Source organism: Streptomyces sp. NPDC001858 (assembly GCF_053594615.1).
In genome coordinates this window covers 138,925-151,678 of the sequence record NZ_JBSFEV010000012.1, presented here as the reverse complement: position 1 = coordinate 151,678, position 12,754 = coordinate 138,925, and the positions used below count along the sequence as shown (strand labels likewise).

The following is a 12,754-nucleotide window of genomic DNA, read 5'->3' as shown; positions in this document are numbered from 1 at the left end:
AACCCGCAGGTCCGGCCGGTGCGCGGGCCGCTCGACGGGCGGCCCGGCCCGGGTGTTCCTACAGTCGGAACATGAGTGCCACCGTGGACACCGCCACGGCGAAGCGCGCCTCCGGTCCGCCCCGGCGGTTCGCGGGCCGCTCCCTCGGCCGGGTGCCCGAAGTCTTCGCCGCGTTCTTCGGCGCCCTCGCCCTGCTCTGCGTCCTGCTGGCCCTCATCGCGCCGCTGCGCCGCGTGCTGCGCCCGGTCGTCCGCTTCCTGGACCTCCTCATCGTCCCGGTCAGCGCCAACCTCGCCTACGCCGTCTTCCTCCTCCTGCTGGCCGCCGCCACCGCCGCCCGCAAGAAGGTCGCCTGGTGGCTGGTGGTCGTCTACCTGGGCCTGGTCGTCCTCGCCGACCTCCTCGGCGTGGCCCTCGGCCTGTACGCGCAGTCCCTCCCGTCCCTGGTGGTCTGCGCGCTCGCGCTGGGCCTCCTGGTGCTCGCCCGCGACGAGTTCTACGCCGCCTCCCGCCGCGGCGCGGTCCGGCGGGCGCTCGCCGTCCTGGTCGCCGGGCTGGTCCTGGCGATCCTCGCCGGCTGGGGCCTGGTGGAGCTGTTCCCGGGCACGCTGCCCAGCGGCCAGCGCTTCGGCTGGGCCGCCAACCACGTCCTCGGCGGACTGGTCTCCACCCGCTCCTTCGACGGCCGCCCGCCCCGGGCCCTCTACTTCCTCCTCGGCCTCCTCGGCGCCCTCGCCCTCCTCAACGCCGCCGCCGCCCTGTTCCGCTCCCAGCGCATGGAGGCGGCCCTGCACGGCGACGAGGAACCCCGCATCCGCGCCCTGCTGAAGGCCTACGGCGAGGCGGACTCCCTCGGCTACTTCGCCACCCGGCGCGACAAGGCCGTCGTCTTCTCGCCCAGCGGCAAGGCCGCCGTCACCTACCGCGTGGAGGCCGGCGTCTGCCTGGCCAGCGGCGACCCCGTCGGCGACCGCGAGGCCTGGCCGCACGCCATCGCCGCCTGGCTGGACGCGGCCCGCCGGCACGCCTGGGCGCCTGCCGTCATGGGCGCCTCGGAGGACGGCGCGAAGGCCTTCGCCCGCGCCGGCCTGGGCGCCCTGCAACTCGGCGACGAGGCGATCCTGCACGTCGTCTCCTTCGACCTCGCCGGGCGCGAGATGAGGGTCACCCGGCAGGCCGTCAACCGGGTGCGCCGCACCGGCGCCCGCTGCCGGGTCCGCCGCCACTCCACCCTCACCGACGAGGAGATGGAGGAGGTCGTCGGCCGGGCCGACGCCTGGCGCGACACCGAGACCGAACGCGGCTTCTCCATGGCCCTGGACCGCCTCGGCGACCCCGCCGACGGCGACTGCCTCCTCGTCGAGGCACTGGACGGCGACGGCCGCCTCCTCGCCCTGCTCTCCTTCGTCCCCTGGGGCGCGGACGGCGTCTCCCTGGACCTGATGCGCCGCGACCGCTCCGCCCCCAACGGCGTCATGGAGTTCATGGTCGCCGACCTGTGCGCCGCCGCCCCCAAGCTCGGCGTGCACCGGATCTCCCTCAACTTCGCCGTCTTCCGCTCGGCCTTCGAGGAGGGCGCCCGGATCGGCGCCGGACCGGTGCTGCGGCTGTGGCGCCGGCTGCTGCTGTTCTTCTCCAAGTGGTGGCAGCTGGAAGCCCTCTACCGCTCCAACGCCAAGTACCGCCCCGAGTGGTACCCCCGCTTCCTCTGCTACGGCGACGCCGGCTCCCTCGCCCGGGTGGGCCTCGCCTCCGGCATCGCCGAGGGCTTCGTCTCCGTGCCCTCGCTGCGCACCCTCTGGGGCAAGCGGCAACCGAAGGGCGGGCCGCGCCCCGCCACCACCGAGAGCCTGCCGCCCCTGGCGGAACTCGGCCTCGACGGAGGGGACGAGGCCGGGTCCACCGGTCCGGACGCGGGCCTGCCCGAGCAGGTCCGCGTCCGGCGCCGCACCCTCGACCGGCTGCGCGCCGCCGGCACCGACCCGTATCCCGTGGGCGTCCCGCCCCGCACCCACACCCTCGCCGAGATCCGCCCCGGCGAGACGGTCACCGTCGCGGGCCGGATCATGCGGGTGCGCGACTTCGGCGGGATCGTCTTCGTGACCCTGCGCGACTGGTCGGCCGACCATCAACTCGCCCTCACCGGCGACGCCCTCGGCGCCTTCCGCGCCGACACCGACCTCGGCGACCAGATCACCGTCACCGGCGCCGCCGGCACGAGCGACAAGGGCGAGCCCACCGTCTTCGTCACCGCCTGGCAGCTCACCGCCAAATGCCTGCGCCCCCTGCCCGACAAGCGCCGCGGCCTCACCGACCCCGAGGCCAAGGTCCGCATGCGCTACCTCGATCTCATCGCGAGCCCCGCCGCCCGCGATGTCGTGCGCGCCCGCTCCACCGCCGTACAGGCCCTTCGCCAGGGCCTGTTGGAGCGCGGCTACCTGGAGGTCGAGACGCCGATGCTCCAGCAGATCCACGGCGGCGCCAACGCCCGCCCCTTCACCACCCACATCAACGCCTACGACCTCGACCTCTATCTGCGCATCGCCCCCGAGCTGTACCTCAAGCGACTGTGCGTCGGCGGCCTGGAGAAGGTCTTCGAGATGGGCCGCACCTTCCGCAACGAGGGCGTCTCCTACAAGCACAACCCCGAGTTCACGATGCTGGAGGCGTATCAGGCGTACGCCGACTACGACGTGATGCTCGACCTGGTGCGCGAGCTGATCCAGGGCGCGGCCACCGCCGCCTTCGGCTCGCCGGTCGCCCGCAAGGACGGGCGGGAGCACGACATCTCGGGACAGTGGCCGGTGCGCACGGTCTACGGCGCGATCTCCGAGGCGCTCGGCGAGGAGATCGACCCCGGCACCGCCCTGACGGTCCTGAAACGGCACTGCGACCGCGCCTCGGTCCCCTACACACCGGACGACGGCCACGGCGACGTCGTCCTGGAGATGTACGAGCGGCTCGTCGAGGAGAAGACCCGACTCCCCACCTTCTACAAGGACTTCCCCACCGACGTCTCTCCGCTCACCCGTCAGCACCGCATCGACCCGCGCCTCGCCGAACGCTGGGACCTCGTCGCCTTCGGCACCGAACTCGGCACCGCCTACTCCGAGTTGACCGACCCCGTCGAGCAACGCCGCCGCCTCACCGAGCAGTCCCTGCTGGCCGCGGGCGGCGACCCCGAGGCGATGGAACTCGACGAGGACTTCCTCGACGCCCTGGAGTACGCGATGCCCCCGACCGGCGGCCTCGGCATCGGCGTCGACCGCCTGGTCATGTTCCTCACCGGCCTCACCATCCGCGAGACCCTGCCCTTCCCGCTGGTACGCCACCGTTGACCGGGCGGGTGCCGGGCCGGCCGGACACTGGGCCGGCCGGGTGGATTCGTGCCGCCGGAGCGGTGTCGATGGGGTGGGCCGGGGCTCGGCCGGGCGACTGATTAGGCATGAAGAAGGATCAGTTGTTCACGCGGCGCCGGGCGTTGCTCGCCGGGGCCGCCGTCGTCGCAGGCGTCGGCACGGCCACTGTGTTCGTGCGGGGCGAGAACGGCGGGCCGGTCCGGGCCGCCGCCCCCGCCGCCGGCGCCCCGCCGCGTGGCGTCCCGCTGAAGCCCTCCGTCTACCGCCTCCAGCCGCTGACCGGCTACGGCCCCGCGCGCACCGCGCCCGGCCGCACCCCGGTGCGCCGCGAACCGCTGCTGAGGATGACCGGCCTCGGCCGCACCATGGTGCTGACCTTCGACGACGGACCCGACCCCCGCTACACCCCCGGCATCCTCGACACGCTGGCCGAGTACGAGGTGCCCGCGATGTTCTTCGTGTGCGGGGAGATGGCGGCCGACCACCAGGAGCTGCTGGGCCGCATGGCCGACGAGGGCCATCTCGTCGGCAACCACACCTGGTCCCACCCGCTGCTCACGAAAATGACCCGCCGCCAGATCCACTCCGAGATGTCCCGCACCTGCGACGTCATCGAGGAGGGATACGGCGAACGGCCCCGCTGGTTCCGCGCCCCCTACGGCGCCTGGAACCGCGCCGCCTTCCAACTCGGCGCCGAACTGGGCATGGAGCCCCTCGCCTGGACGGTCGACACCCTCGACTGGACCTCTCCCGGCACCGGCGTCATCGTCGACCGGGTCGAGCAGGGCGCCGCCCCCGGCGTCGTGGTGCTCTCGCACGACGCCGGCGGCGACCGCTCACAGAGCGTGCGGGCGCTGCGCAGCTATCTGCCGCAGCTCCTGGACTCCGGCTACCACCTCACCGTCCCGCGCCGGCCGCACGCCTGATCCCGGGCCCCTTTTCGCCGCCCGCCCGGTCGGACAGCCGCTCAGCGGACCTCGACCAGGCGGGCGAAGGCGACCACGTTCCCGTCGTAGCCGTTCGCCTTGGAGAAACCGCCGCCGCAGGTGATGACCCGCAATTCGGGGGCGCCCTTGGAGGCGTAGACGCGGTCGCCGGGGAAATTGTTCTTCTCGAAGACCTCGATGCCGTAGATCTCGAAGATCGCGGTCTTTCCGTCCTTGCGCGCCACCTCGACGCGATTTCCCTTCTTCAGCGCGCCGAGACCGTAGAAGACCGCCGGCCCCAGCTGGTTGTCCACATGGCCGACGACGACCGCGGTTCCTTTTTCGCCGGGCGATACGCCACCGGTGAACCAGCCGGCCAGATTGGGGTCCTCCGGCGGCGGCGCGCCGACCCAGCCGTCCGCGTCCAGACCCACCGCCATGACCGGCGCGTTCACCTGGATGGCGGGGATCCGCACCCGGTCCGGCTCGGCGTACGGCAGCGGAGTCGGGGTCCGGCCGAAGGCGCCGCCCGCGGTGCGGCCGTCCGCGGCCGCCGCCGAGGCCGGCTGAGGCGGGCCGATGTCGAACTCCCCCGACCCGTTCCGGATGAGCGCGAGACCGGTCAGCAGAACAAGCGCTATCACGCCCCAAGGGGCGCGCTTCCTCCGCCGCTCCTCTTCTTCCGCCGCCTCGGACAGCTCGTACGCAGACATTCGCCATCCCCTTTCGACGCGGCCGTCGCCACGTCCTTTCGCGCATACCAGAACGCTAAGTCCCCCGGCCCGAACCGGCGACGGGGCGACAGCGAACGGGTGGCGCCCTCACGCCCCCGGCGTCCTTTCGGTGCGCCATCCGAGTTGCCGACGGCAGGAATTTTCTGACGGTCCGTGACCTGCGGCGATATCCCTTTGCATGCATTTTGCTCGGCGTGTCCGCTCACCAGGACGGACCATTCCCGAAATGCGGGCGCGTGCACGGCATCTGAGGGTCTTTTTGGGAGGCGCTTTCTCGCCGACATGCCGGGGACGGGCCCCGGGGCGCCTTCCGCGGAGGATCACATGCTTACCACTCGTGTTCTGGCGGCGTCAGCGGTCTCCGTCGTCGCGGCCACCGCCCTGGGAGTCGCCGCCCCCGCTGCCGTCGCCCGCGACGGCATGGGCGCCAATCCCAGCAACATCGTCGTCCTGCCCGCCGTCATCGCCCGCGGCGGCCAGATCACCGTCACCGTCGACGGCTGCCCCACCGGCGGAACCATGACCTCGAACGCGTTCCGGCAGGCCAACCTGACGCCGATCAGCGGCGCCAACCAGACGTCCAAGGGCACCGCGACCATCGACGACAACGCCCGGCCCGGCACCTACGACCTCACCGTCAACTGCTCCGGCCGGACCCTGACCCGCCCGGCCGCCTTCACCGTCATCGGCGGGGTCCGCGGCGGTCTCGGCGGCAGCACCACCACCGGCGCCACCCCCACCGACATGGCCATCGGCGGCGGGCTCGTCGCCGCGGCCCTGCTCGGCGGCGGACTGTTCTGGATGCGGCGGCGCACCGAGCGCCGCATCTGACGCGCGAACAGGCCTTCGCCCCGGTCCCTTGGGAATCCGGGGCGAAGGCCTGCGCGCGAACGGGGCTGCGGGCGCCCGAGCCGTCAGCCGGCGTCCTCCGAGGTGCGCCGCCGGGCGAACCAGTACGCGGCGCCCACCGAACCCGCGATGAGCGCCGCGCCCAGCCCGATCTCCTGGAGGTCGAACCCGGCGACGCTGCCGCCCTCACCGGCGTGCACGCCCTGCGGGACCGGACGGCCGCCGACGATCGTCAACTCCTTGACGGCGCTCAGACCGCCGCAGTCGAACGTCACCCGGTACGAGGCGCCCGCCCTGGCGTCCCGGTCGACCACGACCACCGCCGACGAGGAGCCCCGCGGGATGACGACCGCGTCGAACACCCCCGAAGTGACCGTCACGGAGCTTTTGCAGCCGCTGGTGTGACGGTCCACCTGAACGGTGACCTGCCCGCCCGCAGATACGGCCGAGGGCAGCAGGCTGTAGCCGTTGGACATGACGTAGTGGTCGTCGTCGCCGCTGGCGACGGCGGCCGGTGCGGAAAAGGTCAGGGCGGTGACGCCCAGCAGGGCGGCCGAAGCGACGCGTATCGCGCGCATGGTGGATCCTCCGGTCCCCGAGGAGCAGCTGCGGACCTGTTCCGCTTGCGCCATAAATGCACCTCGATGACCGAAACGCTAGGAACATGTGTGCGCTCGCGCGATCGCAGTCGGGCGAATGGGGCACGCGTGTGGGCCGCACAGGGGACGGCCCCGGCGTGGCGGCCGCCCCCCGAACGCCCGAGCCGTCGAGAAGCTCAGCGCTTGACGCCGGGGAAGAGATGGAGGAACGGTTCCGCCGACGCGGTGATGCCCCGGCTGTAGGGCGCGTCGAAGTCCCAGATGAGGAACAGCAGGAAGGCGATGAGTGCGGAGAACAGCCCGGCCAGGACCAGTTCGCGCGGCGTGCGCCGGATCTGCAACGCGAACACCATGCCGATGGTGATGGCCGCCCCGGCCAGCAGTCCGAACCACACGACCCCGGGCATGGTCGCCCCGGTCGAGGCGGCGCGGGCGTTGCGCGCCTGGTCGGCCGCGGCCAGCTGGTCGAGCAGCGGCTGGTAGGCCTGCGCCTGGAAGTCCGTCTTCGGCTCGTAGTCGGTGACGTCCACCCGGATCTGCCGCAGGAGTTCGTCGCCGCGCTTCGTCACCTCGCCGTCGTCGGCCATCTTCTTCCACTCGGTGGTGACGACGTGTCCGACATAGGCGTTGACATCCTCCCGAATGCGGTCACGGGCGTCGGCCGGGTAGACCCGCACCCGCTCCGAGATCTCGTGCAGCGCCTGCGCCTCCGCCTGGACGTGGTCCTGTGCGACGCTGCGCGCCTCCCAGACCCCGGCGATGGCCAGGCCCAGCACGATGGCGTACACCACGCCGATCCACATCGTCATGTACTCGATGACGTCCGGGGTCTCGGAGGGGTCCTCGTCCTCAGGTGCCCGGCGATGTCGAACGAGGGTCACGACGACCACCACCGCACAGGCGGCGAGCATCGCGAGGGTGAGAACAAGCCATTCCGGCAAGAGATGCCTCCAGCTTCGGTGTCAGCGCGGTCGCAGCGCGGCGACGGCGATCACCGCGGGCACGGTGATGAGCAGGACGTAGGTGACCGGCGACTGGCCGCCGCGGGCGGGCCGCTGATGCGGCGAGGAGTGGTACACCGGATAGCTCACCGGGGTCGGGGAGGGCGGGGGCGGGGGCGTGGGCTTGGGTGGCGGCGTCGGCTCGGGGGTGGGAGCCGGCGCGGGCGGGGGCGGCGGGACCGGCCGGGGGAGCGGCGCCGCGGGCCGGGGCGCGGGCGGTGGCGGCGTCGGGCGCGGCTTCGGCGCCGGCGGCCTGGGCTTCGGGGGCGGCGCGGGCTCGGGGGGCGTCGGCTTCGGCGGTGGCTTCGGCGTCGGCTTCGGCGGTGGTGTCGGGCTCGGGGTGGGACTGGGAGTGGGCGTAGGCGTGGGAGTCGGTGTCGGCGTCGGCTTGGGCGGTGGCTTGGGCTTCGGCGGCGTGGGGGTCGGGGTGGGCGTCGGCGTCGGCTTCGGGCACACCGGGGGAGTCGGCCACCCGTGGCCGCCGGCGACCGCCACCGCCTCGGTGCCGTCCGGGCCCGTCGAGGCGTACGCGCACGCGTCGGCCGTGGCCACCCCGGCCGGTGCGGCCGCGAGGATCCAGGCCACGGCTCCCAGGGCCAATGCCCTGATGGCGCGGGCGGATCGGGTCGGTTCGGATCCATGCACGACGGAGATCATGCGGCTTCCCGCACCGCCCCACGCCCACCCCGTACGAGGATTGCCCCGAACGGGGGAAGTTCCGGCCCGCGGGTTTGCCGGCGATGCGTGCGCGCATCCGGTCGCCTCGTGCGCGTGTACGACGGAACGGGGCCTTCGCGGCCCTTCTCGGCCCTTCGCGGCAGGTCACGGTGGACGTCCCGGTCGCCGCCGCGGTGGCCGGACCCGGCCCGCGTCACAGGTCGCGGAAAGAATTTTGTGCCGGGTTTGAACGCAACGGCCACCGCCCTGCGTACTCAGGACCGTGCGGCGGCGCAGCAGGGCGCTGCGACACCCTTGTGATGATCGGGGAGTTGTTGACGATGAAGACCACCTGGCGGAGCGCCTCACTCGCGGCGAGCGCTGTGGCCGTTCTGGCGCTGACGACGGCGTGCGGTTCTGAAAGCGGCACGTCGTCGAGCCAGAACGTCGGGGCCACGGCCCCGGCCGGTGGCATCGCGGGAGTCGGTGTCGGAAGCGGCGTCGGCAGCGGTGTCGGCACCGGTGCGAGCGCCAGCCCGACCGGCGGTGCCGGCGCGCAGGGCGGATCGGGCGAACTGGCCATCTCCGCGAACACGGAGCTCGGCAAGATCCTTACCGACGGCGGCGGCAAGACCCTCTACCGTTTCGACGCGGACACGGCCGAACCGCCGAAGTCCAACTGCGACGGCGACTGCGCGACCACCTGGCCGCCGGTCTCCGCCGACGACGTCAGCGCCGGCGACGGCATCGACAAGTCGCTGCTCGGCGAGGTCACCCGCACCGACGGCAGCAAGCAGCTGACCGTGGCCGGCTGGCCCGCCTACTACTACGCCAAGGACGCCAAGGCCGGCGACACGACGGGCCAGGGCGTGGGCAACAAGTGGTTCGCGCTGACCCCCGAGGGCAAGAAGGCCGCCAAGTCGGGCGCGGGCTCGGGCTCGGGTTCCGAGGCCGGCACCGAGCTGCCCGGGCTGTCCGTGCGCAACGACCCCAAGCTCGGCAAGATCGTCGTCGACAAGGACGGCATGACGGTCTACCGCTTCGTGAAGGACAAGGCGTGGCCCAAGCCGGTCTCGAACTGCAACGGCGCCTGCCGCGAGAAGTGGCCGGTGGTCGAGCCCGTGGACTTCGCGGACACCAAGGGCATCCAGGAGAAGGGCTACATGATCTTCACCCGGGGCGACGGCGACGAGCAGCAGACCATCAACTGCTCGCCGATCTACACCTTCGCCAATGACAAGGAGCCCGGAGACACCAACGGCCAGGGCGTCGGCGGCACGTGGTTCGCTGTCGCGCCCGACGGAAAGCTGGTCGGAGCGCCGGCGCAGTAGAGATCACCTCCCCAGGGCTGATCTCCACAACTGCCCCCTGGCGCACGACCGTTGGTCCGCCCCCTCCGCGCCGCACGGAGGGGGCGGACCGTTGTGCTTGGCCGCCCCCCGGTTCCTGTGCGTAGACTTTCGCCGCTCTGTGGACCGCCCGGAACTCTCCGGAACGTCCCGGGCACCCTTCGTAGCCCCACGGGGGGCGTCGATTCGGCACGTGCCGCAGGCAGTGACCGGGAACGGACGGTCAATTTCCGTTTCCACTCGCCCGTTTGGCGGGCGATCAGTAGCCTCAGCTCGAACACCGGATCGCCTACGCCTTGGAGAGATTGATGGAGCGTCCCGCCTGGGCACCTCGAAGCATCGACATCTCGGTGCCGAGTGTCTCGCGGATCCACGACCACTACCTGGGCGGTTCGCACAACTTCGAGGTCGACCGGGAAGCCGCCCGCAGGGCCATGGAGTTCATGCCGGGGCTTCCCAAGATCATGCAGGCGAACCGGGCGTTCATGCGCCGGGCCGTGCGCCACGCGGCAGCCGAGGGCGTCACCCAGTTCCTCGACATCGGCTCCGGCATCCCCACCTTCGGCAACACCCACGAGGTCGCCCGGGCGGCGAGCCCCGGCGCACGTGTGGTCTACGTCGACCACGACCCGGTGGCCGTCGCGCACACCCAGGCGGTGCTGGCGGGCGACGCCGACGCCGACGTCGTGGCCGGTGATCTGCGCAAGCCGCACGACATCCTGGGCAGCCCGCAGGTGGAGCGGCTGATCGACCTGGAGCGGCCGGTGGCGCTGCTGCTCGTCGGCGTCCTGCACTTCGTCGAGGACGCGGACGACCCGTACGCGGCGGTGGCCGATCTCGGCGCCGCGCTCGCACCGGGCAGTCTGCTCGTGCTCGCCCATGCCTCGTACGAGGGAATCCCGCAGCCGTCGGAACGGGCCGAGGGCGCGGTGGACGTATACAAGGACATCCGCAACCCGCTGATCATGCGCTCGCGTGACGAGATCGCGCGGTTCTTCGAGGGGTACGACATGGTGGAACCGGGACTGGTGCCGACGCCGCACTGGCGGCCGGACACGGCGCCGGAGGACGAGGACCCCTGGGCCCTCACCGGTTTCGCGGGCCTGGGACGTACGGCGTGAGCGCGGAGCCGGACGGGCCGGAGGACAGACTGCGGCGGTTCGCGACGATCTGGAGCCGGGCCGTGTTCCCGGTGACCGCGACGTCGCTGACCCGGCCCGAGCTGGAGGAGCAACTCCTGCCGCTGGCCCGCCGATTGCGCGAGGCGCTGCTGGAGCGGGCGTTCGACGCCGCCGCGGGCAAGACCGTCGGCGCCGCCCTCGTCGATGTGCACTGCACCGACCCCGAGGCGCTCAGCCGGTCCCTCGACTGCGTCGACGCCTATCTGGTGCTCTACTGCGGCGAGGACGGTCCCCAGGAGGACCTGCGCACCCGCGCTTCACGGCTGCAGCACGCCATGGCGGCCGGGTACGCGTACGCGCTGCGCGAGCGCACGCTCGCCGAACAGGAGGCCATCGCGCGGGCCGCGCTGCAGGCACAGGGCGTGGTCGCGCAGGCGCTGCACGCGAGCGAGGCCCGCTTCCGCGCGGTCTTCGAGGGCGCGGCGATAGGAATCAGCATCGCCGATCTGGAGGGCAGCGTCCTCCAGGTCAACGGGGCGCTGCTGCGGATGTTCGGCGGGTCCGAGCAGAGTCTGCGCGGCCGCAAGGTCCAGGATCTGACGCACCCCGAGGACTCCCCGCAGATCTGGAAGCTCTACGACGAGCTCGTCCGCGGCGAACGCGAGCACTTCCACACGGAGAAGGCGTTCAGCCGCCCCGACGGAACGGTCCTGTGGACCAATCTGACGGTCTCCCTGCTGCGGGACGCCGACGGCGCACCGCAGTACATGCTCGCGCTGATGGAGGACACCACCGAGCGCCGGCTGCTCAACCTCCGGCTGCGCTACGAGGCCACCCACGACGCGCTCACCGGTCTGCCCAACCGCACGCTGTTCTTCGAGCGCCTGGAGAAGGTGCTGGGCGCCGGCGAGAGCAAACGCTTCGGCCTGTGCTACCTCGACCTGGACGGCTTCAAGACCATCAACGACAGCCTCGGCCACGCGGCCGGCGACCGGCTGCTCGTCGAGGTCGCCGACCGGCTGCAGTCCTGCGCGACCGCGCCCGGTGAGATGGTCGCGCGGCTCGGGGGCGACGAGTTCGTGGCGCTGACCACCGGCCGGGACACCCGCCACGAGGTCGACGAACTCGCCGCCCGCATCATGAACGCCCTGATCGCGCCGGTGAGCATCGACGGCCGGGAGCTGACCGTGCGCGGCAGCATCGGCATCGTCGAGGGCCCGGCGGGGGAGCGCAGCGCGGCGGAGGTGCTGCGCAGCGCCGACATCACGATGTACCGGGCCAAGTCCGCGGGCGGCAACCGCTTCGAGCTCGCCGACCCGGAGGCCGACGCCCGCGCGATCACCCGGCACGGCCTGACCACGGCGCTCCCGGCGGCTCTCGAACGCGGTGAGTTCTTCATCGAGTACCAGCCGCTGGTCCACCTCGGCGACGGCAGTGTGCGCGGCGCGGAGGCCCTGGTGCGCTGGCTGCACCCGCAGCACGGGGTGCTCGGCCCCGACCGGTTCATCCCGCTCGCCGAGCACACCGGGCTGATCGTGCCGCTGGGCCGCTGGGTGCTGGAGGAGTCGGTCCGCCAGGCGAGCGAGTGGCGCGAGCGCGGCGGGGACACCGACCCGCTCCGTATCAACGTCAATCTCTCGCCCTGCCAGCTCACCCACCCGGGGCTGGTGCAGGACACCGTCGACATCCTGGAACGCGCGGGCGTCGCCCCGGAGGCCCTGTGCCTGGAGGTGACCGAGTCGGCGTTGATCGGCGCGGACGACGACCTGCTCAAGCCGCTGCGCCGGCTCGCCGAGATGGGCGTGGACATCGCCCTGGACGACTTCGGGACCGGCTACTCCAACCTCGCCAACCTGCGCCGTCTTCCGGTGAGCGTGCTCAAGCTGGACCGCTCCTTCACCCAGGGCATGCAGCAGTTCCCGGCGGACCCCGTCGACCTCAAGATCGTGGAGGGGATCGTCTCCCTCGCCCACAGCCTGGACCTCGCGGTCACGGTGGAGGGGGTGGAGACCGGCGCCCAGGCCGAGCAGCTGCGCATACTGGGCTGCGACACCGCCCAGGGCTGGTACTACGCCCGCCCCGGCCCGCCGGACCGGCTCCACGAGCTGGCCCTGGTGGACGCGACGGCCTGAGCAGCGAGGGCCCGCCTCCCGGGACGC

Annotated in this window: 10 protein-coding genes; 6 read left to right on the top strand and 4 right to left on the bottom strand. The window is 72.4% G+C overall.

The window, feature by feature from the left end; genetic code table 11:
• The first annotated feature begins 71 nt into the window (after positions 1–71).
• Together lysX and ACWCPF_RS19960 are read left to right on the top strand one after the other, a co-directional pair.
• Positions 72–3,338 (top strand): bifunctional lysylphosphatidylglycerol synthetase/lysine--tRNA ligase LysX, encoded by a 3,267-nt coding sequence (gene lysX, locus ACWCPF_RS19965; RefSeq protein ID WP_451046366.1) that lies wholly within the window; start codon positions 72–74, stop codon positions 3,336–3,338.
• Between the two features lie 107 nt (positions 3,339–3,445).
• Positions 3,446–4,285, top strand: coding sequence for a polysaccharide deacetylase family protein (locus ACWCPF_RS19960; RefSeq protein WP_451046365.1), 840 nt, complete (start codon positions 3,446–3,448; stop codon positions 4,283–4,285).
• A 41-nt stretch (positions 4,286–4,326) separates the two neighbouring features.
• On the opposite strand, the gene ACWCPF_RS19955 is transcribed toward ACWCPF_RS19960, so the two are convergent.
• Positions 4,327–4,998, bottom strand: a complete 672-nt coding sequence (locus ACWCPF_RS19955) for a class F sortase (RefSeq protein WP_451046364.1) — start codon at positions 4,996–4,998, stop codon at positions 4,327–4,329.
• A 345-nt stretch (positions 4,999–5,343) separates the two neighbouring features.
• Between ACWCPF_RS19955 and ACWCPF_RS19950 the strand changes: the two genes are divergently transcribed.
• Complete coding sequence (locus tag ACWCPF_RS19950; protein WP_451046363.1) at positions 5,344–5,850, top strand: hypothetical protein; 507 nt, start codon at positions 5,344–5,346, stop codon at positions 5,848–5,850.
• 83 nt (positions 5,851–5,933) lie between these two features.
• Here the strand turns inward: ACWCPF_RS19950 and ACWCPF_RS19945 are convergent, their stop codons facing one another.
• The 3 genes from ACWCPF_RS19945 to ACWCPF_RS19935 form a co-directional block, all read right to left on the bottom strand.
• Entirely contained in the window at positions 5,934–6,446 is a 513-nt protein-coding gene (locus ACWCPF_RS19945; RefSeq protein ID WP_451046362.1) for a hypothetical protein, read from the bottom strand.
• Between the two features lie 197 nt (positions 6,447–6,643).
• The gene (locus ACWCPF_RS19940; RefSeq protein ID WP_451046361.1) at positions 6,644–7,408 is read right to left on the bottom strand and encodes a bestrophin-like domain; all 765 of its coding nucleotides are present in this window, start codon (positions 7,406–7,408) and stop codon (positions 6,644–6,646) included.
• Between the two features lie 21 nt (positions 7,409–7,429).
• Entirely contained in the window at positions 7,430–8,113 is a 684-nt protein-coding gene (locus ACWCPF_RS19935) for a hypothetical protein (RefSeq protein WP_451046360.1), read from the bottom strand.
• 353 nt (positions 8,114–8,466) lie between these two features.
• Between ACWCPF_RS19935 and ACWCPF_RS19930 the strand changes: the two genes are divergently transcribed.
• The 3 genes from ACWCPF_RS19930 (at position 8,467) to ACWCPF_RS19920 (ending at position 12,727) form a co-directional block, all read left to right on the top strand.
• Positions 8,467–9,456: an SCO0930 family lipoprotein gene (locus tag ACWCPF_RS19930; RefSeq protein WP_451046359.1), complete on the top strand. Its 990-nt coding sequence runs from the start codon at positions 8,467–8,469 to the stop codon at positions 9,454–9,456.
• 326 nt (positions 9,457–9,782) lie between these two features.
• Complete coding sequence (locus ACWCPF_RS19925; RefSeq protein ID WP_451046358.1) at positions 9,783–10,595, top strand: SAM-dependent methyltransferase; 813 nt, start codon at positions 9,783–9,785, stop codon at positions 10,593–10,595.
• On the top strand, positions 10,592–12,727 hold the full coding sequence (locus ACWCPF_RS19920) for a putative bifunctional diguanylate cyclase/phosphodiesterase (RefSeq protein WP_451046357.1): 2,136 nt from the start codon (positions 10,592–10,594) through the stop codon (positions 12,725–12,727). Before ACWCPF_RS19925 ends, ACWCPF_RS19920 begins: the two co-directional genes overlap by 4 nt.
• The last annotated feature ends 27 nt before the right edge of the window (positions 12,728–12,754 follow it).

What these genes read in the sequence shown, in the direction of transcription:
- lysX (WP_451046366.1), top strand. Translation starts at nt 72, where the DNA reads ATGAGTGCCACCGTGGACACCGCCACGGCGAAGCGCGCCTCCGGTCCG.
- ACWCPF_RS19960 (WP_451046365.1), top strand. Translation starts at nt 3,446, where the DNA reads ATGAAGAAGGATCAGTTGTTCACGCGGCGCCGGGCGTTGCTCGCCGGG.
- ACWCPF_RS19955 (WP_451046364.1), bottom strand. Translation starts at nt 4,998, where the DNA reads ATGTCTGCGTACGAGCTGTCCGAGGCGGCGGAAGAAGAGGAGCGGCGG.
- ACWCPF_RS19950 (WP_451046363.1), top strand. Translation starts at nt 5,344, where the DNA reads ATGCTTACCACTCGTGTTCTGGCGGCGTCAGCGGTCTCCGTCGTCGCG.
- ACWCPF_RS19945 (WP_451046362.1), bottom strand. Translation starts at nt 6,446, where the DNA reads ATGCGCGCGATACGCGTCGCTTCGGCCGCCCTGCTGGGCGTCACCGCC.
- ACWCPF_RS19930 (WP_451046359.1), top strand. Translation starts at nt 8,467, where the DNA reads ATGAAGACCACCTGGCGGAGCGCCTCACTCGCGGCGAGCGCTGTGGCC.
- ACWCPF_RS19925 (WP_451046358.1), top strand. Translation starts at nt 9,783, where the DNA reads ATGGAGCGTCCCGCCTGGGCACCTCGAAGCATCGACATCTCGGTGCCG.